Origin of the sequence: Spirillospora sp. NPDC000708 (assembly GCF_040299565.1) — a bacterium.
Classification (GTDB): Bacteria; Actinomycetota; Actinomycetes; order Streptosporangiales; family Streptosporangiaceae; genus Spirillospora.
Map to the genome: position 1 here is coordinate 21,127 of NZ_JBEPCJ010000055.1, position 23,399 is coordinate 44,525.

Consider the following 23,399-nt stretch of genomic DNA (forward strand, 5'->3'; position numbering starts at 1 on the left):
ATCGGCCGCCGACCGCCCCAACGCCCGCTGCTCGACCACCGGTCCCGCAGCCATGCGCCGCGCTCCCTCGACCGCGTTATCCGCCAGCAAGGGCTGATCGCGCGCGGCGGCCGCCCCTCCGCGCCTGAACCCTCGTTCCGGCGGCGTCCACTGCTCTCCGCCACCCTGCCCTTGTCCGCTCCGCCCCTGTCCGCTCCCAGACGAGAACCGATTGGCCTCCTCCGACCAAGGCGCCCCTCTCCCCGCCGCGTCCGACGACAAGGGCCGGTTCTCGACGGCCGAACGTTCAGTCCTGAATGCCGACACTGGCGCTGTCCCGCGCACACGGCTCTCCGGCTGGTGGCCAATGTCGCGGGAGAGCTCGACGCTGCCTCCAGCCTGCCGCGATCGCACCACCGCGTCCGACGACAAGGGCCAGTCCTCAGCGGCTGGAAGCCCGCTTCTGCGCACCGTCTCCGGTGACGTCCGCGGTTGGAAGCTGTCGGGGTGCTGGCCGGTCTCGGGCTGGGGAGGTCGTGTTGGCGGGGCGGTAGGGGGTGGGCGGTGGGTGGCGAGGAGGTAGATGGCGGTGGCGGTTGTGGTGGCGGCCACGGTCCAGGTGAGGGCGGGCGGGAAGCCGATCGTCAGGGCGGCGGTGATCCAGGTGGCGAGGGCGGGAGCGGCCAGGCGGAGGTCGCGGGTCATACGCGCACCATCGGTTTCAGGTCGGCGAAGCGGCGGGCGCCGATGCCGTCGACGTCCTGGAGCTGGTCGACGGAGCGGAAGCCGCCGTGCTGGGTGCGGTAGTCGACGATGCGCTGGGCGAGGACGGGGCCGACGCCGGGGAGCTGGTCGAGCTGTTCGGCGGTGGCGGTGTTGAGGTCGACGGGCGTGCCCGGCGCGGCGGAGCCGGGTGGCGGCTGGCCCGGTGGCGGGGTGCCGGGCCCGGGCGAGGGAAGGCGGACGCCGACCGGGATCTGCTCGCCGTCGACGAGCTTGCGGGCGAGGTTGAGGGTGCCGGTACCGGCGCCGGGACGCACGCCGCCCGCGGCCTTGATGGCCTCTTCGACGCGGGAGCCGGACGGGAGGGTGACCACCCCGGGGTTCTTGACCTTGCCGAGGACGTGGACGACCACGGACGCCGGGTTCGTGGCACCGGCGGGGACGGCGCCGGGTGACGGTCCCGAGGACGGGGCCGCGGCGGGGACCTCGGTCGCGGCGGCGTCCGCGGTGGAGGGGGCCGGGTCGGGGCGGGGGCGGGCCAGCCAGAGGTAGCCGCCGGCGACGAGCGCGGCGATCACCGCGATGACGGCCAGGACGCGGACGTTCGCCCTCTCGGGTCCGGAGCGCAGGCGGGCGGACGGCGGCTGCGCGGACGGTCTGAGCCGGTCGGCGAGGCCCTGGAGGCGGTCGTTGGCTGTCATGACGCCGACGCTAGGTGCGGTGCCCGCCCGCGAGCAGGGCCTGCGGAAAATGTGGAAAACCCGCGACGCACCCCGCCTGACCAGGGGTTATGGCGAACAGGTCAGAGGTGCGGGGCGATCACCACGCCGAGCATCCCGGGGCCGACGTGGGCGCCGATGACGGGGCCGACCTCGCCGACGTAGACGTCCTCGACGTGCGGGATGCGGTCGCGCAGCCGGGCGGCGAGGGCGTCGGCGCGGGCGGCGGCGGCGAGGTGCTGGACGCCGAGGTCGACGCGGCGGGAGCCCGCCTGCTCGACGGCGATCTCCTCCAGCCGGGGCAGGGCCCGCGCGGACGTGCGGACCTTCTCCAGCGGCACGATCCGCCCGCCCGCGATGTCCAGGAGGGGCTTGACCATGAGCGCGGAGCCGAGCAGCGCCCCGGCGGCGCCGATCCGGCCGCCGCGGCGCAGGTGCTCGAGCGTGTCGACGTAGAGCAGGGACCGGGACATCCCGGCACGGCGCGACGCGACGCGCGCGGCCGTCTCGGCGTCCGCGCCCGCCATCGCGGCGGCGGCCGCGGAGAGGGCGGCGAGCCCGAGTCCCATGCCGATGGTGCCGCTGTCGACGACGTGGACGGGAACGGGCGCGTCCGCGGCGGCGAGGCGGGCGGCCGCGAGCGTCCCGGACATGGCGGCGGAAAGGTGCACGGACACCACCGCCCCCGCACCGGCCTCCGCCGCGCTCTCGTAGGCCTGGGCGAACCGTCCGGGTGAGGGGCGGGACGTGGTGACGGGCCGCCGGTCCCGGAGCGCACGGACCGCCTCGTCGCCGCCGATGTCGCCTTCGTCGCGCATGGGGCCGCCCAAGGAGATCTGCATGGGGACGACGGTCAGCCCGTGCCGTTCGGCGAGCCCCGGCGGAAGGTAGGCGGTGGAATCCGTGACGACCGCGACGGCGCTGCCCATGAACGGGACATTACCCCCGGCCGTCAGGGCTGGACCGGGACGCCGCCGCGCCACACCCGCAGGGCGCGCAGGCCGAACGCCCACGCGAACGCGCCCTCGTGGTCGGCGTCCCACAGCACGATGTCGGCGAGCATGCCGGGGGCGAGGGAGCCGCGGTCGCCGACGCGCAGGGCGGCGGCCCCGCCGAGGGTGGCGGCGCGCAGCGCCTCGGTGACGCTCAGCCCGAACATCGCGACGGACAGGCCGATGACGAGCGGCATCGAGGTGATGCCGCACTGGCCCGGGTTGTGGTCGGTGCCGAGCGCGACGGTGACGCCGCGGTCGAGCATCTGCCGGACGGGCGCGGGGGCGCGGCTGCTGTTGAGGGCGCTGCCGGGGCAGACGGTGGCGGTGACGCCGGCGTGCGCGAGGGCCTTGATGTCGTCGTCGTTGGCCTGGGTGAGCAGGTCGGCGGACGCGCAGCCGACCTCGGCGGCGACCTGCGCGGCGCCGATGCGCTCGTTGGCGCAGGCGTGCATGCGGGCCTTCAGCCCGGCGCGCTTGCCGGTGAGCAGGAGGGCGCGGGCCTCCTCGGCGGTGAAGTGGCCCTCGTCGCAGTAGACGTCGATCGAGTCGGCGCCGGCCACGGCGGCGTCGCCGGCCCACAGGCGGACGGCCTCGATGTAGTCGCGGCGGCGGCCGAAGAACTCCGGCGGGAGGATGTGGGCGGCCAGGAACGTCGCGTGGATGCGCGGCATGGACGGCTCGCCCTCCAGCGACCGCAGCATCCGGATGTCGGCGAGCTCCCCGTCGCGGGTGAGGTGGTAGCCGGTCTTGGCCTCGACGGTGGTGGTCCCGGCGAGGATCCACTGGCGCAGCCGTTCCCGGACGCCGTTGCACAGCGTCCACGGGTCGGTGCCGCGGGTCACGGTGACGGTGGAGTTGACGCCGCCGCCCGCCGCCGCGATGGCCGAGTGCGAGGAGCCGCTGGTGCGCATCGCGAGCTCGGCCCACCGGTTGCCCGCGTAGACGGGGTGGGAGTGGGCGTCGATGAGGCCGGGGGTGACCAGGCCGCCGCCGAGGTTCTCCACGTGGTCGACGTCGACGATGTCGTCGATGATCCCCGGGACGCTCTGCGGGAGGTCCGAGGCGGGACCGGCCCAGACGATCCGGTCGTCGTGGATCAGCACGGCGGCGTTGCTGCAGACGTCGGTGCCCGTCCAGAGCCTGCCGATGTTCGTCAACAGCCGTACCGTCATAGGGTCACCGACCTGCTTGGGACGACGCGCCGCCGGGCGCGGTACCGGACGCTCCGTGTGCAAGGAGCAGGGAGGGACGGAACGGGCCGCCTGCTCGCCGTCCGGTGTTCGCACCTGCCATCGATGGGGCCACCTGCTCTCGATCCGAAACGCCGACTGGGTGCCGGCGATTCACCGTTGGAGGGTCGGGTGATCGGGCGACCACCACTGGCAACGAGACCGGAGATATCGGTTTCGTCACGGTAGTGCACTGAAGGCCCGCCCGACAAGCTCTGAGCGGGCCCGGCCGGTCGACCGGACACGGCCCGCACGCCCGTCCGTGCACCTCGTTGTGTGCGTTCGCAGCCCATCGACAGCCATCACCCGCCCCCTAGCCCTTCGACCGTACGGATTTCAACTGAACCGTCAAGCCGATTGGGGAAGCTGTCACCGTTCGGCGACCAGGATCCGCCCGGGGACGATATTCGGACGGGCCCGGACCGCCCTTTCGGACGGCCCGAGCCCGTGCGAACGCGTGCGCGGCCGGGAGGCCGGCGCGGTCAGACGATCTGTGCCGCGATCTCGTACCGGGACAGCTCGCCCGCGACGTCCTCGGGGACGCGCGCGTGCAGCAGCGTGCCCTCGGCGACGTGCTCCTGCTTGAGCACCTCGCCGCGGTCGTGCACCCGCGCGACCAGGTCGCCGCGCTCGTACGGCACCAGCGCGCGCAGCTCGGCCTCCAGGCCCGGCAGGTCGGCCTCGATGGCCTCCCGCAGGTCCTCCATGCCGAACCCGGTGCGGGCGGAGACGACGACGCTGTGCGGTTCGCGCCGCTGGAGGCGGGCGATGGCCAGGTCGTCGGCGGCGTCCGCCTTGTTGATGACGATGATCTCGGGGATCGCGTCGGCGCCGATCTCGCGGAGCACCTCCCGGACGGCGTCGATCTGCGCCTCCGGGTCGGCGTCGGAGCCGTCCACGACGTGCAGGATCAGCCCGGCGTCGGTGACCTCCTCCAGCGTCGAGCGGAACGCCTCGACGAGCTGGTGGGGCAGGTGCCGGACGAACCCGACGGTGTCGGCGAGGGTGTAGGCGCGGCCGCCCGGCGTCTCGGCCCGCCGGACGGTGGGGTCGAGGGTGGCGAACAGCGCGTTCTCCACCAGCACCCCGGCGCCGGTGAGCCGGTTGAGCAGGGACGACTTGCCGGCGTTGGTGTAGCCGGCGATGGCGACGGCGGGCACCTCGTTGCGGCGCCGCTCGCCGCGCTTGGTGTCGCGGGCCTTGGACATCTCGGCGTTCTGCCGGCGCAGCTTGGCCATCCGGGTGCGGATCCGCCGCCGGTCCAGCTCGATCTTGGTCTCGCCGGGGCCGCGGCCGCCGATGCCGACGCCGCCGGCGGCGCGCCCGCCGACCTGCCGGGACAGGTTGCCGCCCCAGCCGCGCAGGCGCGGCAGCAGGTAGTTGAGCTGCGCGAGCTCGACCTGCGCCTTGCCCTCGCGGCTCTTGGCGTGCTGGGCGAAGATGTCGAGGATCAGCGCGGTCCGGTCGATGACCTTGACCTGGACGGTCTCCTCCAGGTGCCGGAGCTGGCTGGGCGCCAGCTCGCCGTCGCAGATGACGGTGTCGGCGCCCGTCGAGATGACGACGTCGCGCAGCTCGGCGGCCTTGCCGGAGCCGATGTAGGTGGCCGGGTCGGGCCGGGACCGGCGCTGGACGAGCCCCTCGAGCACCTGGGAGCCCGCGGTCTCGGCGAGCAGCGCCAGTTCGCGCAGCGAGTTCTCGGCGTCGGCCGCGGTGCCCTCCGTCCACACGCCGACGAGGACGACCCGCTCCAGCCGCAGGGCACGGTACTCGACCTCGGTGACGTCGGTGAGCTCGGTGGACAGTCCCGCGACGCGGCGCAGTGCCCGCCGGTCCTCGAGGTCGAGCTCGCCGGTCATGGGCTCGGCTTCGAACTCGTCGTAGGTCCGGTCTTCGTGGGTCTGGTCTGCAGAGAAAGGAAGAGTCATATGTCCTCGGTAGAACGCCGCGGCGCGGCTGTGTCTTCCCCGGGATCGTCTCACGGGCCGTCCTCGGGGGTCACGTGGTTATCAGGTGCGTACCCGCCGCGCGCGCGGGGAGGTGAACGGCACGGCCGGCGGGGCGCCCCCGCTTTGACCGGGCTCCGTACCGCCGAGTAGCGTTACTCCGTAAGACAGAAGTGGAATTTCACGATACGAAAGGGCGAGCAGATGGCCGAACTGGAAGGTGTCGAGGTCAACGGGCCTCTCGGGGAGCGGTACGAGGAGATCCTGACGCCCGAGGCGCTCGGCCTGCTCGCCGCACTGCAGCGTGAGCTGGGCGGCCGCCGCAAGGAGCTGCTGGCGGCCCGCGCGGAGCGGCAGCGCCGGCTGTCCGAGGGCGGCACGCTGGACTTCCTGCCCGAGACCGCGTCCGTCCGCGAGGACGCGACCTGGCGGGTCGCCGACCCGGCGCCGGGCCTGGAGGACCGCCGCGTCGAGATCACCGGCCCGACGGACCGGAAGATGACCATCAACGCGCTCAACTCGGGCGCGAAGGTGTGGCTGGCCGACTTCGAGGACGCCAACACCCCGCTGTGGAACAACATGATCGAGGGGCAGCTGAACCTGCGCGACGCCCTCGACCGCACCATCGACTTCACCGACGCCAAGTCCGGCAAGTCCTACGCGCTCAAGGACGACGCGGAGCTCGCCACCATCGTGGTCCGCCCGCGCGGCTGGCACATGGAGGAGAAGCACCTCCTCGTCGACGGCGAGCCGATGTCGGGCTCGCTGTTCGACTTCGGCCTCTACTTCTTCCACAGCGCGCGCCGGCAGCTGGACAAGGGCAAGGGCCCGTACTTCTACCTGCCGAAGATGGAGGGCCACCTCGAGGCGCGGCTGTGGAACGACGCCTTCAACCTCGCCCAGGACCGCCTGGGGATCCCGCGCGGCACCATCCGCGCCACCGTGCTGATCGAGACGATCCCGGCCGCGTTCGAGATGGAGGAGATCCTCTACGAGCTGCGCGACCACTCCGCGGGCCTGAACGCCGGCCGCTGGGACTACCTGTTCTCGGTGATCAAGAAGTTCCGGGACCGCGGCGCCGACTTCGTGCTGCCCGAGCGCAACGCGATCACGATGACCGCGCCGTTCATGCGCGCCTACACCGAGCTGCTGGTCCGCACCTGCCACAAGCGCGGCGCGCACGCCATCGGCGGCATGGCCGCGTTCATCCCGTCCCGCAAGGACGAGGAGGTCAACAAGGTCGCGCTGGAGAAGGTCCGGGCCGACAAGACCCGCGAGTCCGGCGACGGCTTCGACGGCTCCTGGGTCGCCCACCCCGACCTCGTCCCGGTCTGCCGCGAGGTCTTCGACGGCGTGCTGGGCGACAAGCCCAACCAGCGCGACCGGCTCCGCGAGGACGTCAGCGTCACCGCCGCCGACCTGCTCAACGTCAAGGCCACCCCGGGCGACATCACCGAGGCCGGCCTGCGCAACAACATCGACGTCGCCCTGCGCTACCTGGCCACCTGGCTCAACGGCTCCGGCGCCGTCGCCATCCACAACCTCATGGAGGACGCCGCCACCGCGGAGATCTCCCGCTCGCAGGTGTGGCAGTGGATCTACAACGGCGTCTCCACCGCCGAGGGCCAGAAGATCACCAAGGAGTGGGTGGAGCGGCTCCTGGACGAGGAGCTGGCCAAGATCCGCGCCGAGCTCGGCGACGCCTACAACGAGCCGCGCTACGAGCAGGCCGTGACCCTCTTCAAGGAGGTCACGCTCGCCGACGAGTACTCCGAGTTCCTCACCACCCCCGCCTACCAGCAGTTCCCGTGATGTGATGCCGGGACCGGGCCGCCCCGCGCGGGGCGGCCCGGTCCCGCCGTCGGCGGGGCGGTCCGATCTTGCCGTCCGCACGGGACCCGGAGGATGGTGGAGGGGATGGAACCGGTACTCACGTCGCTGGCCCTGGAGCTGGACGCGCTGCTCGGACCCGACCGGGTGATCACCGACCCGGTGCGGCTGCGCACGTACGAATGCGACGGCCTCACCAACCACCGTTCGACGCCCGGGATCGTCGTGCTGCCCGACAGCGCGGAGGAGATCGCGGCGATCGTGCGCGCGTGCGCGGAGGCGGGCGTCCCCTACGTGGCGCGCGGGTCCGGGACGGGCCTGTCGGGCGGTGCGCTCCCCCGCGCGGACGGGGTGCTGATCGTCACATCCCGGATGCGGCGGATCCTGGAGATCGACATCCCGGGGCAGCGCGCCGTGGTGGAGCCCGGCGTGATCAACCTGGACGTCACCCGCGCGGTGCGCCCGTACGGGTACTACTTCGTGCCCGACCCGTCCAGCCAGCAGATCTGCTCGGTCGGCGGGAACGTGGCGGAGAACTCCGGCGGCGCGCACTGCCTGAAGTACGGCTTCACCGCGCACCACGTGCTCGCGTGCGAGGTCGTGACGCCGGACGGCGATCTGGTGGAGCTGGCGGCGGACGGCCCCGGCTACGACCTGCTCGGCGTGTTCGTCGGGGCGGAGGGCACGCTCGGCATCACCACCAGGATCACGGTGCGGCTGACCCGGGTGCCGGAGACCGTGCAGACGCTGCTGGCGGCGTTCGACTCGATCGAGGCGGGCGGGACGGCGGTGTCGGCGATCATCGGCGCCGGGATGGTGCCGGCGGCGATCGAGATGATGGACGCGCTGTCGATCGAGGCGGCCGAGGCGGCGGTGCGCTGCGAGTACCCGCCGGGCGCGGGCGCGGTGCTGATCGTGGAGCTGGACGGCCCGGACGCGGAGGTCGCCGCGCAGTTCGCCGAGGTGGAGCGGCTGTGCCGGGACGCGGGCGCGTTCGAGATCCGGATCGCCGCGGACGACGCGGAGCGCGCGCTGATCTGGAAGGGCCGCAAGTCGGCGTTCGCCGCCGTCGGCCGGATCAGCCCCGCCTACCTCGTCCAGGACGGCGTGATCCCGCGCACGGCGCTGCCGCAGGTGCTGGCGCGGATCGACGCGCTGTCGGCCGAGTCGGGCGTGCGGGTGGCGAACGTGTTCCACGCCGGGGACGGCAACCTGCACCCGCTCGTGCTGTTCGACGACGCCGAGCCGGGTGCCGCGGAGCGCGCCGAGGAGGTGTCGGGCGCGATCCTCGACCTGTGCATCGAGCACGGCGGGTCCATCACCGGCGAGCACGGCGTCGGCGTCGACAAGTCCCGCTACATGCCGCGGATGTTCACCGACACCGATCTGGACACGATGCAGATGGTCCGCTGCGGGTTCGATCCCGCTGGACTGTGCAACCCGGGGAAGGTGTTCCCCACGCCGCGGCTGTGCGGCGAGGTCCCGGGCGTGCGCAAGGGCCCGCACCCGTACGAGGGAAAGGCGGACATCTTCTGATGCGGCCGTTGGAGGCTCTGGCGAAGGTCTGCGGCGACGTCCGCGCCGGTGAGCCCGAGGAGGGCGTGCTGGGCGTGCAGCCCGCGCTGGTGGCGGCGCCGGCGTCCGTCGCGGAGGCCGCGGAGGTGATGCGCGTCGCCGCCGAGCAGGGCCTGTCCGTGGTCCCGCGCGGCGCCGAGACGCGGCTGGACTGGGGGACGCCCCCGGAGCGCTGCGATCTGCTGGTGGACACGCACCGGCTGAACAGGCTCGTCGAGCACGCCGCGGGCGACCTCGTCGCGACCGCGGAGGCCGGGCTGCCGCTGGAGGCGCTGGCCGAGCGGCTCGCGGAGGAGGGGCAGCGGCTGTCCCTGGACGTCCCGCTGCCCGGCTCCACGGTCGGCGGGACGATCGCCACCGCGGCCGCCGGCCCGCTCCGGACGCTGTTCGGCACGCCGCGCGACCTCGTCATCGGGCTCACGGTCGTCCGGGCGGACGGGAAGATCGCGCGTTCCGGCGGGAAGGTCGTCAAGAACGTCGCGGGATACGACCTGGGGCGGCTGTTCTCCGGCTCGTACGGCACCCTCGGGCTCATCGTGGAGGCGACGTTCCGCCTGCATCCGGTGCCGGCCGCCACGGCGTGGGTCGCGCGCAGGGTCGGCGGCCCGGACGAGGCGCACGAGGCCGTCCAGACCGTCCTGCACTCCCCCACGGCTCCGAGCGCCCTCGAATTCATCGGCCCCGGGACGGTCGCGGCGCTGCTGGAAGGCGTCCCGGACGGTGTCGCCGCGCGCGCTGGGCAGCTCGTGAAGCTCCTCGGCGGCGACGCTCAGATCACCGAAGAGGCGCCGGACGGCTGGGGCCTGTACCCGGACGGCACCACCCTCATCGACGTCACCGCACCACCGCCGTCCCTCCGCGAACTCGTCGGCCTCGTCGACGGCCTACGGCCCGGCGTGGCGATGACATGGAGCGGCAGCGGACACGGGCAGATCGGCCTCCCCTCCGGCACCACGTCCGAGGAGGTGGCCACGGCGCTCGGCGCGCTGCGCGACGTCCTGGGCCGACACAAGGGCGCCGCCGTCGTCCGCTATGCGCCGCAGGAAGTGCGCGGTGAGATCGACCTGTGGGGGCCCGTGCCGGCCCTCTCCCTTATGCGCCGGGTGAAGGACCAGTTCGATCCGGATCACCGGCTGTCCCCCGGCCGCTTCGTGGGAGGAATCTAGATGAGCGCCCAGGACGACCTCCCGAAGCTTCTCGGCGACTGCGTGCACTGCGGTTTCTGCCTGCCGACGTGCCCCACTTATGTGCTGTGGGGCGAGGAGATGGACTCCCCGCGCGGCCGCATCCACCTCATGCAGCAGCACGTCGAGGGCGCGCCCCTCAACGCGCCGATGGTGCAGCACTTCGACCAGTGCCTCGGATGCATGGCGTGCGTGACGGCATGCCCGTCGGGCGTGCAGTACGACCGGCTCATCGAGACCACCCGGGCGGAGGTGGAACGCGAGCATCCCCGTTCGCTGAAGGAGCGGGCCATACGCGAGGCCATCTTCCGCCTGTTCCCCTACAAGCGTCGGCTCCGCGCGCTGCGCGGCCCGCTGCGGGCCTACCAGAAGTCGGGTCTGGACCGCCTAGTGCGGCGCAGCGGCGTGCTGGAACGCATCTCGCCGTCCATCGCGGCGATGGAGCGTCTCGCACCGCCCCTGGGCAAGGCGCCGCGCCTTCCCGAGTTCGTCGCCGCGCGCGGGAAGCGCCGCGCGACGGTCGGGATGCTGACGGGCTGCGTCCAAGGCGAGTTCTTCCCCGGCGTCAACGCGGCCACCGCGCGCGTCCTGGCTCTGGAGGGCTGCGACGTGGTCATCCCCGCGAACCAGGGCTGCTGCGGGGCGCTGTCGCTGCACTCCGGCCGCGAGGACGAGGCCCGCGCCTTCGCCCGCCGGACCGTCGAGACCTTCGAGTCCGCCGACGTCATCGTGGTGAACTCGGCGGGCTGCGGCTCGGCGATGAAGGAGTACCGGGCGCTGCTCGCCGGCGACCCGGCCTGGGCGGCGCGCGCCGAGGCGCTGTCGGCGAAGACCAGGGACCTCGCCGAGTTCCTCGTGGAACTCGGGCCCCGCGCGGAACGGCGGCCACTTCCGGTCACCCTCGCCTACCACGACGCGTGCCACCTGTCCCACGCGCAGGGCGTCCGCGCCCAGCCGCGGGCCCTGCTGGCCGGGATCCCGGAGCTGACCGTCGTGGAGATAGCCGAACCCGACCTCTGCTGCGGCTCCGCCGGCACCTACAATCTGCTTCAGCCGGAGGCCGCCTCCGCATTGGGCGACCGCAAGGCGGTGAACGTGGACGCCACCGGAGCCGAACTACTCGTCGCCGCCAACCCCGGCTGCTCCATGCAGATCGCCACCGCGCTGCAACGCCGCGGCGCCCCCATCGCGGTCGCGCACACCGCGCAGGTGCTGGACGCCTCGCTGCGCGGGCTCGGCCGCGACGCCCTTGTCGGACGCACTTCGTAAGGCCCTGACCAGGTGGTTCCGCCGCTTCCCCGGTGAGGGAGGCCCGGCCGCCGTCGTTCCGGCCGTCCTGTATCGTGTCTGGCCCCTGCAGGCAGGACCCGCTTACTGGGCACGAAACGGGCCCGAGGGAGCACGAGAAACGTGTCGAACAGCTACCACTCACACCGACGAAGAAGGAAGAGCGGCGCGGGCCGGCTCGGCCTCGCCGGCGCCCTCACGGGCATCGTCGGCATCGCCGCCGTCGCCGCCGGGATCGTCTACTTCCGCCCGGACGGCGCCGCGGGCGGCGGCGGCCGGCCGTCGCTCGCCAGCCAGGGCGAGACCGGGGCGCAGAGCACCGCGCCGCTGCCGAAGACCGGGCCGCCCGTCAACTTCACCACCCCCGAGGGCTACGGCTACAGCCTCGCCGCGGTGAAGGCCGGGACGGACCGGCAGCCGCTGGGCGCGACCGAGGCGCCGCCGTCCGGCACGACGTACGCCTACGCCGACTACGTCCTCACCAACAGCCAGCGCAGGCCCGTCCTGCTGGACTTCCCCGCGGACCTGTTCATGCCGAAGTCGCAGGTCCCCTCCGACGCGCAGGACCGCTGCATGCCGCAGCCGGGCATCCCCGACGACCTGTGCACCCTCCCCAACCACAGCGAGATCACCGCCCGGCTCGGCGGGTCGAAGGCGCCGGTCGACGACAACGGCGACCAGATGATGCCCGCGGGCGCGACGTACCTGGTGCGGATCGCGACCGATCTGCCGGTGAAGGACGGCCTGTCCGCCGGCGACCTGAAGATGTACGTGTGGAACGCCCGCTACACCAGCGACCGCAAGGGCGTCGAGATCGCCTTCCCGTAGCCGGGCGCCCAGGGTCAGCCCGGGCTCGTGAAGCCGATGTCCTGGTAGCCCGGCTCGTAGAAGCCGCGGGCGCCGATGTTGGCCAGGTCGGCGCGGACCGCGACGAGCTGGGGACGCTGGTACAGGGGCAGGACGACGGCCTGCTGCCAGACGAGCCGGTCCGCCTCGTTCACAAGGACGTGAATCCTCGCGGGATCGACCTCCGCGATCGCGCGGTCCATGGCCGCGTCGATGGCGGCCGTTCCCGTGCGCGAATAGTTCTGCTGGATGCGGTCCCCGCGTGGCCGCGCGAACACCGCCTTCATGGGCGACACCGGGAACGAGGTGCCCAGCCAGGAGAACGGGACGATGTCGAAGTTCCCGGGGGTGACGTAGTGGTCGAACACGTCGTCGGCGGGGACGGCGTCGATGTCGACCCGGACGCCGATGCGCCGCAGTAGCGCGCGCGTGAGCTCCCCCTCCTGCTCGCTGATCGGGACGCCGGACGGGATGACGAACCGCAGCGCGAGCGTCCTGCCGTCCTTCTTCCGGTACCGGCCGTGGGGGGTCCAGCCCGCCTGGTCCAGGATGCGCCGCGCGGCCACCGGGTCGTAGCCGCCGAGGTCCGCGGAGTCGTCCTGGTAGCCGTCCTGCGTGTTGACGTAGAAGTGGTTGCCGAGCGTCTGGATCGGCACGCCCAGCCCGGACAGGTCGGAGCGGGCGATGGCGCGGCGGTCGATGCCGAGCATGACGGCGCGCCGCACCCGCAGGTCGGACAGGATCGGCCCGGCCGCGTTGAACGTGAAGTGCCGCCAGTCGGGGCCGCCCGCCCTCCGCACGGCGGCCCCCGGGACGGCCTCGGCGCGGTGCAGGGCGCCCGCGTCCAGGCCGACGTCCATCAGGTCGATCTCGTTGGCGGCGAACGCGCCCGGCATCGCGCTGGTGTCCATCGCCCGGTAGACGATCCGGTCGAGCTTGGCGGGCGGGCCCCACCATCCGGGGTCGCGCACCATCGTGACCGTCTTGGCCGTCTGGTCGATCCTCCCGAGCTTGAACGGGCCGGCCGTGACCGGCATGCGGTCCATCCAGCCCGTGTTGAACGCGGCGGGCGTCGAGTAGGCCACCGCCGGATAGAGGGGGCTGAACAGGCTGCGCCAGTCCGCGTACGTCCCCGCGAAGGTCACCTCGACGGTGTGAGGGTCCGCGCCTTGCTCGACGCGCTCGATCTGCTTGTAGCCGGTGACGGTGGAGACCTCGTAGCGCGGGTCGCGACCCGACAGCGCGCGCGCCTGCGCCTCGAAGTCGCGATAACTGAGAGGCCGGCCGTCGGACCAGCGCGCGTCGGGGTTGAGCCGGTAGGTGACGACCTGCCCGCGTGCGCTGCGCCGCAGCTCGGCCGAGCGGAGGTACTCGGGCACCGGATGCGGGACGGCCTTCTCGTCGGCGCGCATGAGGTGCGGCAGCGCGCCCTGGATCACCTGCTCGACCGACCCCTTCGTCCCGTTGACGTCGTTGAAGTTCCACTGCGAGGGGAACTCGGGGAGCGGCCAGCGGAGCGTGCCGCCGTTGCGGACGTGGTCGCGCGGGGTCGGGTTGACGTCCGACGCGGGCAGCCGCCCGGCCGCGCGGGTCGTCGCCTCCCCCGGCCCCGGACCGCCGCAGCCGCCGGCGGCCGTGGTCGCTGCGAGGAGGAGCAGGGCGCCCAGCAGGCGCCTCACAGGCCGGCTCCGGCCTCGACGAGGGGATGATGGCAGGCGGCCCATTGGTCGCTCTCTCGGTCGGTGCTCATGGGACGGGGCAGGGGGTCGTGCTCTTCGCATCGGCGGGCGTCCGCCTCGCCCAGCGCCGTGTACCGGGGGCAGCGCGAGCGGAAACGGCATCCCGTCGGCGGGGCCGTGGGGTCGGGCAGGTCCCCGCGCAGGGGGACGCGCCGGCGGCGGCGTTCCAGGCGCGGATCGGGCAGCGGCACCGCGTCCAGCAGCGCGCGCGTGTACGGGTGGGCGGGCCTTCCGTACACCTCGTCCACGGAGCCGATCTCCACGATGCGCCCCATGTACATGACGGCGACGCGGTCGGCGATGCGGTGCACGACCGCCAGATCGTGCGCCACGAACAGGTACGCGATGCCGAGCCGGGCGCGCAGCCCTTCGAGCAGGTCCATGACGCCCGCCTGCACCGACACGTCCAGCGCCGCCACGGGCTCGTCCAGCAGCAGGAGCCGCGGCTCAAGCGCCAGCGCCCGCGCGATGCCGACGCGCTGCCGCTGCCCGCCCGACAGCCCGTGCGGGTACCGCCCGGCGTGGACCGGTTCCAGCCCCACCAGTTCGAGCAGTTCCCGGACGCGCCCGTCCGGCGCGCGCTCGCCGTGCACGGCGAGCGGCTCCGCGATGATGTCGGCGACGCGCATCCGGGGATCGAGGGACGTGAACGGGTCCTGGAAGACGACCTGGACGTCCCGCCGCAGCGCCTTGCGGCGGGACGGGCGCAGCGCGGCGGTGTCCTGGCCGAGCACGGCGACGCGGCCGCCCTGCGGGCGCGCCAGCCGCAGGATCTCCATCAGCGCCGTCGTCTTCCCGCAGCCCGACTCCCCCACGAGCGCGAGCGTCTCGGCCTCCCGGACGTCGAACCCGATGCCGTCCACCGCGTGCACGGTGCCCGCGCGCCGCCTGAACAGCGTCCCCCGGTACAGCGGGTGGTGGCGGACCAGGCCGTCCACCTCCAGGACGACGGGACGCTCGCGCCGGGGCGGACGGGCGGGCCGCGGCACCGCGTCGGGCAGGGGGAACACCGCGTCGGCATCGGCGGTCGCCTCGGTGTTGACGCACGCGGCCGTGTGCCCCGACGGCCCGACCAGGGCCGGCTCCGGGTCGCGGTCGCGGCACGCGTCCACCGCGACGGGGCACCGCGGAAGGAACGCGCACGCGCCGCCCGCCGCCGCCGGGGCCGGCGCCCCGTCGATCGCCGCGGCACGGGCGCCGCCGGTCCCCATGCGAGGCAGCGACTGCAGCAGCCCGATCGTGTACGGCATCCGCGGGCGCCGGTAGACCTCCTCCACCGGCCCGGACTCCACCGCCCGGCCCGCGTACATCACCATGATCCGGTCGGCGAACCCGGCGACGACCCCGAGATCGTGGGTGATCAGCACGATCGCGGCGCCGGTGGCCTCCTTCGCCGCCTTCAGCACGTCCAGGACCTGCGCCTGCACGGTCACGTCCAGCGCCGTCGTCGGCTCGTCCGCGACGATCGCGACCGGGTCGTTGGCGATCGCCATCGCGATCATCACGCGCTGCCGCATGCCGCCGGAGAACTCGTGCGGGTGGGCGCGCGCCCGCCGCGCCGCCCCGGGGATGCCGACGAGGTCGAGCAGTTCGACGGCCCGCGCCCGCGCCGCCGCGCGCGTGGCGCCCGAGTGGACGCGCACGGCCTCGGCGATCTGGTCGCCGACCGGATGGACGGGCGTCAGCGCCGACAGCGGATCCTGGAACACCATCGCGAGGTCCTTGCCGCGGACCCGGGACAGCTCGGCGTCGGACCGTCCGACCAGCTCCTCGCCGCGCAGCCGGACCGAGCCCGTCACGCGCGCGTCCGGCGGCAGCAGCCCCACCATCGCCAGCGCCAGCGCGGTCTTGCCCGACCCGGACTCGCCGACGACGCCGAGGACCTCGCCCGCGCCGACGTCGAAGCCCACGCCGCGGACCGCGTGCACGCCCGAGGAGTACCGGACCGTCAGGTCCCGCACCGCGAGGACCGTCATCGGCCGCCCCGCCGCGGCCCGGCCTCCGGGTCCAGGACGTCGCGCAGCCCGTCCCCGAGCAGGTTCACCGCGAGGACGATCAGCACGAGCATCGCCGCGGCCGCCGCGAACGGCCACGGGTAGGCGGTCGCGGCGCCCTGCCCCTCGGCGACCAGCGTGCCCAGCGAGACGTCCGGCGGGCGCACGCCGAGCCCGAGGCAGGACAGCCCGCTCTCGGCGATGACCGCGACGCTGACGTTCACGCTCGCGTCCACGACCAGCAGCGACGCCAGGTGCGGCAGCACATGCCGGACGATCACCCGCACCGGGCCCGCGCCGAGGAACCGGGCGGCGAGCACGTACTCGCGCTCGCGCAGCGAGGCCGTCATGCCCCGCACGGCCCGCGCGGTGACCATCCACAGGACCGCCGCCAGCAGCGGCACCAGCGCGCCGCCGCCGAGCGCCGGCGCCAGCACGGCGACGAGCAGGAACGACGGCAGGACCAGCAGCAGGTCGGTGCCCCACATCAGGATCCGGTCGAGCCGCCCGCCGGCGAACCCGGCGACGGCGCCGACCAGCCCCGCCAGCCCGGTCGACAGCACGGCCGCGGACAGGCCGATGACCAGCGACCGCCGGGTCCCGCGCAGGGTGAGGGCGAGGACGTCCCGGCCGCTCTGCGTGGTGCCGAGCCAGTGCCGCGCGGACGGTCCCTGCCGGAACGCGGTGAAGTCGGTGTCGTCCCAGCCCCAGCGGGACAGCAGCGGCGCGCCGAACGCGACCGCGAACAGGGCCGCGAGCAGGACCAGCCCCGCGACGGCCCGCCTGCTGCGGGCGAGCCGGCGCGGCAGCGAGGGCGGGCCGGCGGGAGGCGACGCGGCGGCGGCCGGCCGCTCGGGCGCGGTGCGGGCGGCGAGTCCGGTGGTCATGCGGCCGCCCCGGTCCGGACGCGGGGGTCGAGGGCCCCGTGCAGGACGTCCGACGCCAGGCCGGCGGACAGGACGCCGCACGCCGCGAGGCAGCTGATCGCCGCGACCACGTTGACGTCGCCCCGTGAGATCGCCTCGACCAGCCATTCGCCCATGCCGTGCCAGCCGAACGCCTGCTCGCAGAACATGCCGCCCAGCACGAGGAACCCGAACGAGTAGGCGAAGTAGGTGGTCATCGGTATCAGCGCGGTCCGCAGGCCGTGCCTCAGCAGGGCCGTGCGGCGGCGCAGCCCCTTCGCCCGGGCCGTGCGCACGAAGTCGGCGTGCAGGACGTCCAGCATGAGGCCGCGCTGGTAGCGGCTGTAGAACGCGACCTGCGTGGTGGCGATGGTGACGGTGGGAAGGAGCAGGTGCCGTACATGGTCCGCCAAGCCGCCGAGCGCACCGAACGTCCCGTAGGCCGCTCCCGGGGTGGTCTCCCCCACCCAGGCGAACAGGTGCATCCCCAGCGCGTCGTTGGCCTCGGCCGCGACGATCTGCAGCAGCACCGCCAGCACGAACACCGGCACGGCCAGCAGCAGGTACGAGCCGAACGTGATGAAGCGGTCCGCCGCGCGTCCCTGCCGTATCGCCGCGTAGGCGCCCAGCAGGACGCCCAGGGCCGACCCCAGGAACGCGCCCGGGGACAGCAGGCGCAGGCTCACTCCGAGCCGCCGCCACAGTTCCGCGTTGACGGGCCGCCCCTCCCACGTGCGCCCGAAGTCGCCGTGCAGGACGCCCGCGGCCCAGGTGCCGTACCGCACGGCCAGGGACGTGCGGTCGTTCAGGTTGAGCCGGGTGAGCCGCGCGTCCACGACCGACTCCGGCGGGCGGGGCGCGCGGTCGTCGAAGTTGGACCGGGGGTCGAGCGCGGCGGCGGCGAGCAGGTAGGCAAGGCTCGTGGCCGCCACGACCAGCACCGCGTAGTTCGCGAGCCGCCGCAGCAGGAACGCCGCCATGTCCCTCCTCCCGCCGCATGCGCCGATCACAGAATGTCATGGATCGATCACGCGATGCGCGGGGGAAACGCCGACGGTTCCCGTTTCCGTGGCCCGACGGCCGCGCCGCTGCCGGCGGTACCCCCCTCATTCCCACCCGCCTTCGCCCAGAGTGCCCTGAGCTGGGACATCTGTTCCGTATGCCGGGTTCCGCGGCTACCATCACGGCACGCGCGACGCCGCCGGCCGCCCTCGCGGACCCGCTGTCCTGAGGCGGACGCCGCCGGTAGTGCAGCAGGACGGGCCGGACGTTTTAACATTCCATTACTTTTGATTCGGGGGGCATCCATGGAGACCGCCGAGCACGGCCGCGGGCTCGCGGCACGCGCGGCGGTCCCGCTCGCCCTGGCGGCGGTCCTGGCCGTCACCGCGTCGCTCCTGCTCGGCACCTTCCTGCCCGCCGGCGAGCGGCTCGTCTGGTGGCATCCGGAGATCGTCATCGCGATCTTCTGGACGCCGGTGGCCGCCGCGCTGCTGCGCAAGCGGTCCGGGCTCCGGGTCGGCTGGCTGATGCTCGGGGCCGGGTTCAGCGCGGCGGTGTACGTCCTGGTCCTCAACCTCGCGCCGTGGTTCACGCTGCACGGCTGGGCCGGGGCCGCGTTCCTCCGCTGGCTCGCCACGTGGCTGTGGGCCGTCGACACCTACGCGCTCACCCTGGTCCTGCCGCTGATCTTCCCGGACGGCCGGGTGGTGACGCGCTGGTTCCGGCCCGTGCTGTGGCTGGCCTGGCTGGTCCCGGTGGTCGTGTGCGCGCACCTGACGCTCGACCCGGGCGCCCGGCGGTTCCACAACGGCGTGTCCGTGTACCCGTTCGAGAAGATCCCGGTCCCGATCAGCGCCCTGATCCTCGGCACGCTCGCCGGGGGCCTGCTGTCGCTGGTGGTCCGGTTCGCGCGGTCGTCGCCGGACGTGCGGCGGCAGATCGCGTGGGTCGTCTACCCCGGCGTGATCGCGCAGGCCGTCATCTTCGTCGGGGAGAACAGCCGGATCGGCGACCCGCTGCGCGATCTCAGCATCGCGGCCGTGCCGATCTGCATCGGGATCGCGATCCGCCGCTACCGGCTGTACGACATCGACCTGGTGGTCAGCCGGACGCTGGTGTACGCCGGGCTGGTCGTGGTGATCACCGGCGTGTACTTCGCGCTGGTCGGCGCGGCGGGCCTGCTCGCGCACGGCTACGGGACGCTGGCCGGCCTCGCGGGCGCGATCGTGGCCGGCGCGGTGTTCGAGCCGGTCCGGCGGCGGCTCCAGCGCGCCGTGGACGGGCTGATCCACGGCGAGCGCGACCCGTACCGGATCGCGGACCGGCTGAACCGCCGGCTGCAGACGGCCGTCGACCCCGCCGCGGCGCTCGCCGTCGCCGCGGAGGTCGCCCGCTCGGCGCTGCACGCCACCGGCGTCGTGATCGAGGTGCTGGACCGCGACGGCCGGACGGTCTCGGCGGAGGACGGTGTGCTCGGCGACCGCCCGCAGCTGATCCCGCTGGTCTGGCACGGCGAGCCGGTGGGCCGGCTGCTGTTCGGCGTCTCCCGGCCGCCGGACGCCCGGATGTCGGGCATCCTCGCCCGCAACCTCGCCGAGTTGGCGAACGCCGCCCGGCTCACGGCGGACGTGGCGCGCTCCCGCGAGCGCATCCTGCGCACCCGGGAGGAGGAGCGCCGCCGCCTGCGCCGCGACCTGCACGACGGGCTCGGCCCGACGCTCGCCAGCCTCGCCATGACGGTGGACGCGGCGCGCATCACCCTGAAGACCGACCCCGAGGCCGCCGACGCGCTGCTGGAGAACCTGCGGACGATGATGGGCCGCACCATCGGCGACATCCGCGAGCTGGTCTACGGGCTGCGCCCGCCCGCGCTGGACGACCTCGGGCTCGCGGGCGCGATCCAGGCGCTCGGCGGCGTCGTCGCGACGGGCGACGGCCCGCGGGTGGACGTCCACGTCGAGGGCGACCTGGAGCGGCTCCCCGCCGCCGCCGAGGTCGCCGCGTACCGGATCGTCCAGGAGGCGCTGACGAACGTGCACCGGCACGCCAGGGCGGACTCGGCGGTGGTGCGGCTGTACCTGAACGGCGATCTGCACGTGACCGTCGGCGACGACGGCGTGGGGCTGCCCGCGCAGATGCGCTCGGGGATCGGGATGTCGTCCATGCGCGAGCGCGCGGCCGAACTCGGCGGTTCCTGCACGGTGGGGCCGGGGCCCAAGGGCGGCACGCTGGTCCGCGCCCGGCTGCCCGTCAACGGCGCCCGATCCTGAGTCCTCGCACCGGAGTCCGCGGTTCCCGCCGGACCTCTCCTGGTGGGAGGGCCGGTGACCGCCCCCCGCCAAGAAGGTCGCCACCGGCCCTCGGGCTCCGTACGGCGCCGGGGCTCCCATCCCGGTCCATACGGGCCATTCACCAGAGGGTGTGCAAGAAAGAAATTACGCGGTGCACGGTCCCGTTGCGGAGGGACACTTGTCCCGATCGATCCGGGACCGCGCCGGAAATACCGTCTGCCCTGGTCAGACCTGACTTCGTCAGATCCAGCCCGGCCGGGTCTCCCCCTCGGCGACCAGGACGGCCGGGCCGCGCAGATGGCTGGTCGCGCCGTCGAGGACGACGGTCAGCCGCCCGCCGGGCACGTCCACGGTCCACTCGCTGGGCCCGTCCGTGCCGGCCGCGGCCGCCGCGGCCACCGCCACGGTCCCGGTACCGCAGGAGCGGGTCTCGCCCGAGCCGCGCTCGTACACCCGCATCTCCAGGTGCCGGTCCCCGACGGGACGGTAGAACTCGACGTTCACGCCCTCCGGGAAGACCTCGGGATCGAAGTCCGGGGCGCGCGTCAGGTCCAGCGCGGCGACGGGCCGGTCGACGCGGCACGCGAGGTGCGGGTTGCCCATGGACACGCGCTCGCCGCGGAACACGGCGCCCGCGAGGGACGCCTCCCCGGAGCCGAGCACGACGGGGGCGCCCATGTCGACGCTGACGTCCCCGGACGCCCCGAGCGTCACCCGCTTGAGCCCGGCCCGCGTGGCGATGTCCCACTCGCCCGGGGCGGCCAGGCCGGCGTCGACGAGGTAGCGGGCGAACACGCGGGTGCCGTTGCCGCACATCTCGGCGACGCTGCCGTCGGCGTTGCGGTAGTCCATGAACCACTCCGCGCCGTCGAGCCCCTCAGCGCCGCCGGGCCCCCCGGCGCCGCCGAGGTCCATCGCCTTCGTCCGGACGACCCGCAGCACGCCGTCCGCCCCGATGCCGGCGCGCCGGTCGCACAGCCGCGCCACCGCCTCCGGCGTGAGATCCAGCGCGCCGTCCGGGTCGGGCAGGATCACGAAGTCGTTCTCGGTGCCGTGTCCCTTAACAAACCGCATTCCTCGATCGTATGGCCTCGCCCGGACCGCTCATCCGACCAGGCCGAGGGCCCGCTCGACCAGGTCGGGGGCGTCGTGGGGAAGCCAGTGGACGCGGGGGTCGCGGCGGAACCACGACTCCTGGCGGCGGGCGAAGCGGCGCGTCGTCCGGACGGTCTCCTCCATCGCCCGCTCCTCCGTCCACTCCCCGGCGAGGAACCGCAGGACCTGCGCGTAGCCGAGGGCGCGGCCGGCGGTCAGGCCGTCGCGCAGCCCCCGCTTCTCCAGGGCCCGGACCTCGTCCACCAGCCCCGCGTCCCACATCCGCCGCACGCGCAGCGCGATCCGCTCGTCCAGCGTCTCGCGGGGGACGCCCAGCCCGATCTGGACGACGGAGCCGTAGCGGTAGACGTGCTCGGGCAGGGTGGCGGTGAACGGGCGGCCGGAGATCTCGATGACCTCCAGGGCGCGGACGATCCGGCGGCCGTTGCTCGGCAGGATCGCCTCCGCCGCCGCGGGATCCCGTTCGCGGAGGCGGGCGTGCAGCGCGGCGCTCCCCTCGCGTTCCAGCTCCCCTTCGAGGCGCGCCCTGACGGCCGGGTCGGTCCCGGGGAACTCCAGGCGGTCCAGCGCGGCCCGCACGTAGAGGCCGGATCCGCCGACCAGGACGGGAAGGCGCCCGCGCCCGCGGATCTCGGCGATGGCGTCGGCGCTGAGCCGCTGGTACTCGGCGACGCTCGCCGTCTCCGTGACGTCCCAGACGTCCAGCAGGTGGTGCGGGACCCCGCGCATCTCGGCCGGCGTCAGCTTCGCCGTGCCGATGTCCATGCCGCGGTAGAGCTGCATCGAGTCGGCGTTGACGGCCTCCCCGCCGAGGCGGAGCGCCAGTTCCACGGCGAGATCGGACTTTCCCGCGGCCGTCGCCCCCACGACCGCGATCACATCTGGAGAGGTCACGCCTGCAATTGTGGCAACAGATTGGGTATGGCCCTGCTTGTACGGGCTCCGCGCGAGGCCGCTGCCAGGCCTCCGGGGGCCGCCGAGCCGAGGGATCCGGGGGGAATCGCGATGTCCTTCGTCGACAAGGTCAAGGAAATGCTGGGCCAGCACTCCGACCAGGCCAAGAAGGGCGTGGACAAGGGCGGCGACATGTTCGACCAGAAGACCGGCGGCAAGTACGCCGACAAGGTCGACAAGGTCCAGGACAAGGCGGACGACTACATCGACCGCGGCGACGAGGGCGGCACCGGCGGCCAGCAGGGCCCGAACGAGCCCCGCTAGCGCGTCCTACCGCTCTCCATGGACCAGCTCGCCACGAAGTAGCCGACTCCGTAGGGCGCCTCGTCCGCCAGCAGAGCCGCCGCCGACGCGGCCCCGGCGGACGGGGCGCTCGCCAGGCCGGCGGCCGTGCTGGTGGAGGTGCTAGGCGTGGCGGCGCCCGCGAGCACCTGCCATGCCGCGCGCCCGGCCACCCGGAGTTCGCCGGAGACGACGGGGTCCAGGGCGGCGAGGGCGGCGGCGTCGGCCTTGCCGAGGGCATGCGCGACGCCCTCGTCATAGCCCTGAGCGCGCTCGTCGAGGTATCCGGGCGCCTTCTCGGTCCTGCACGCGGACCCGTCGCCCATCACCAGGAGCGCGACGCGTTCCGCCGAACCGGCGAGTTCGGCGCCCAGGCGCAGGCAGGCGTCCGGATCGGCGTCGAACGCGACCGACTCGTAGCGCGCGTCCGCCGCGAGGCCGTGCCGCTGGAGCAGCCAGCACCCGATGGTGAGGGACAGCGGCAGCGCCTCACCACCGTACCCGCCCGCCGGATCGACCGGGCTCGTCCAGTCCAGCCCGTACGGGCGGAGCGTGGCATAGGCGCCGGCGCCGTAGGTCCGCGTGTCCTGAGCACCGCCCACGACGATCAGCGCGTCCGCGTCCTGCGCCCCGAGCCGGGTGACCGCCTCGTCACAGGCCGCGCGCACATCGTCCAGCTCCGGCGCGGCCCCCGCCGCCAGGTCGGGCACCAGGATGGGCGGGTGCGGGCACACCGCCGCCGAGATCAGCACCGCGTTCCCGCGCCCTCCGCCCAGCGGCCTCGCCCGGCGGCTCGGCGCTCC

The 23,399-nt window shown here is 73.9% G+C and carries 18 protein-coding genes; 7 read left to right on the forward strand and 11 right to left on the reverse strand.

From position 1 onward, the window contains the following. Window positions 1-680: 680 nt before the first annotated feature. The 4 genes from ABT299_RS32210 to hflX all read right to left on the reverse strand — a co-directional run bounded on the left by ABT299_RS32210 (window position 681) and on the right by hflX (window position 5,573). Entirely contained in the window at window positions 681-1,403 is a 723-nt protein-coding gene (locus ABT299_RS32210; RefSeq protein WP_500253037.1) for a ComEA family DNA-binding protein, read from the reverse strand. A 101-nt stretch (window positions 1,404-1,504) separates the two neighbouring features. Further along, window positions 1,505-2,350, reverse strand: coding sequence for a DegV family protein (locus ABT299_RS32215; RefSeq protein WP_500253038.1), 846 nt, complete (start codon window positions 2,348-2,350; stop codon window positions 1,505-1,507). A gap of 23 nt (window positions 2,351-2,373) precedes the next feature. Next, window positions 2,374-3,588, reverse strand: coding sequence for an imidazolonepropionase (gene hutI, locus ABT299_RS32220; protein WP_173099701.1), 1,215 nt, complete (start codon window positions 3,586-3,588; stop codon window positions 2,374-2,376). A 539-nt stretch (window positions 3,589-4,127) separates the two neighbouring features. Next, complete coding sequence (gene hflX / locus ABT299_RS32225) at window positions 4,128-5,573, reverse strand: GTPase HflX (protein ID WP_500253039.1); 1,446 nt, start codon at window positions 5,571-5,573, stop codon at window positions 4,128-4,130. Window positions 5,574-5,795: 222 nt separating this feature from the next. Between hflX and aceB the strand changes: the two genes are divergently transcribed. The 5 genes from aceB (at window position 5,796) to ABT299_RS32250 (ending at window position 12,295) form a co-directional block, all read left to right on the forward strand. Then, on the forward strand, window positions 5,796-7,403 hold the full coding sequence (gene aceB / locus ABT299_RS32230; RefSeq protein ID WP_500192225.1) for a malate synthase A: 1,608 nt from the start codon (window positions 5,796-5,798) through the stop codon (window positions 7,401-7,403). Window positions 7,404-7,508: 105 nt separating this feature from the next. Further along, entirely contained in the window at window positions 7,509-8,957 is a 1,449-nt protein-coding gene (locus ABT299_RS32235) for an FAD-linked oxidase C-terminal domain-containing protein (protein WP_500253040.1), read from the forward strand. After that, on the forward strand, window positions 8,957-10,162 hold the full coding sequence (locus ABT299_RS32240; protein WP_500253041.1) for an FAD-binding oxidoreductase: 1,206 nt from the start codon (window positions 8,957-8,959) through the stop codon (window positions 10,160-10,162). The genes ABT299_RS32235 and ABT299_RS32240 overlap by 1 nt, the downstream gene beginning before the upstream one ends. Continuing rightward, the gene (locus ABT299_RS32245; RefSeq protein WP_387031227.1) at window positions 10,163-11,449 is read left to right on the forward strand and encodes a (Fe-S)-binding protein; all 1,287 of its coding nucleotides are present in this window, start codon (window positions 10,163-10,165) and stop codon (window positions 11,447-11,449) included. 141 nt (window positions 11,450-11,590) lie between these two features. After that, on the forward strand, window positions 11,591-12,295 hold the full coding sequence (locus tag ABT299_RS32250) for a hypothetical protein (RefSeq protein WP_387031230.1): 705 nt from the start codon (window positions 11,591-11,593) through the stop codon (window positions 12,293-12,295). A 14-nt stretch (window positions 12,296-12,309) separates the two neighbouring features. Here ABT299_RS32250 and ABT299_RS32255 read toward each other — a convergent pair whose 3' ends face one another. From ABT299_RS32255 to ABT299_RS32270, 4 genes are read right to left on the reverse strand one after another with little or no spacing between them, the layout of a single operon-like run. Next, complete coding sequence (locus tag ABT299_RS32255; RefSeq protein ID WP_500253042.1) at window positions 12,310-13,992, reverse strand: ABC transporter family substrate-binding protein; 1,683 nt, start codon at window positions 13,990-13,992, stop codon at window positions 12,310-12,312. After that, window positions 13,989-16,028, reverse strand: coding sequence for a dipeptide ABC transporter ATP-binding protein (locus tag ABT299_RS32260; RefSeq protein ID WP_500253043.1), 2,040 nt, complete (start codon window positions 16,026-16,028; stop codon window positions 13,989-13,991). The genes ABT299_RS32255 and ABT299_RS32260 overlap by 4 nt, the downstream gene beginning before the upstream one ends. Next, window positions 16,025-16,933, reverse strand: a complete 909-nt coding sequence (locus ABT299_RS32265; protein WP_387031236.1) for an ABC transporter permease — start codon at window positions 16,931-16,933, stop codon at window positions 16,025-16,027. Before ABT299_RS32265 ends, ABT299_RS32260 begins: the two co-directional genes overlap by 4 nt. After that, the gene (locus ABT299_RS32270; protein WP_190856215.1) at window positions 16,930-17,931 is read right to left on the reverse strand and encodes an ABC transporter permease; all 1,002 of its coding nucleotides are present in this window, start codon (window positions 17,929-17,931) and stop codon (window positions 16,930-16,932) included. Before ABT299_RS32270 ends, ABT299_RS32265 begins: the two co-directional genes overlap by 4 nt. Before the next feature lie 327 nt (window positions 17,932-18,258). Between ABT299_RS32270 and ABT299_RS32275 the strand changes: the two genes are divergently transcribed. After that, window positions 18,259-20,223: a sensor histidine kinase gene (locus ABT299_RS32275; protein WP_190856216.1), complete on the forward strand. Its 1,965-nt coding sequence runs from the start codon at window positions 18,259-18,261 to the stop codon at window positions 20,221-20,223. Between the two features lie 261 nt (window positions 20,224-20,484). On the opposite strand, the gene dapF is transcribed toward ABT299_RS32275, so the two are convergent. Next, window positions 20,485-21,318 carry a diaminopimelate epimerase gene (gene dapF, locus ABT299_RS32280; RefSeq protein ID WP_387031242.1) on the reverse strand — a complete coding sequence of 278 codons (834 nt, stop codon included), beginning with the start codon at window positions 21,316-21,318 and terminating at the stop codon, window positions 20,485-20,487. 30 nt (window positions 21,319-21,348) lie between these two features. After that, window positions 21,349-22,239 carry a tRNA (adenosine(37)-N6)-dimethylallyltransferase MiaA gene (gene miaA, locus ABT299_RS32285; protein WP_500253053.1) on the reverse strand — a complete coding sequence of 297 codons (891 nt, stop codon included), beginning with the start codon at window positions 22,237-22,239 and terminating at the stop codon, window positions 21,349-21,351. A 126-nt stretch (window positions 22,240-22,365) separates the two neighbouring features. On the opposite strand from miaA, the gene ABT299_RS32290 reads away from it, so the two are divergent. Next, complete coding sequence (locus ABT299_RS32290) at window positions 22,366-22,578, forward strand: antitoxin (protein WP_190856218.1); 213 nt, start codon at window positions 22,366-22,368, stop codon at window positions 22,576-22,578. Here ABT299_RS32290 and ABT299_RS32295 read toward each other — a convergent pair. Next, the gene (locus tag ABT299_RS32295; protein WP_500253044.1) at window positions 22,575-23,348 is read right to left on the reverse strand and encodes a class III extradiol ring-cleavage dioxygenase family protein; all 774 of its coding nucleotides are present in this window, start codon (window positions 23,346-23,348) and stop codon (window positions 22,575-22,577) included. The genes ABT299_RS32290 and ABT299_RS32295 overlap by 4 nt on opposite strands. Window positions 23,349-23,399: the final 51 nt, after the last annotated feature.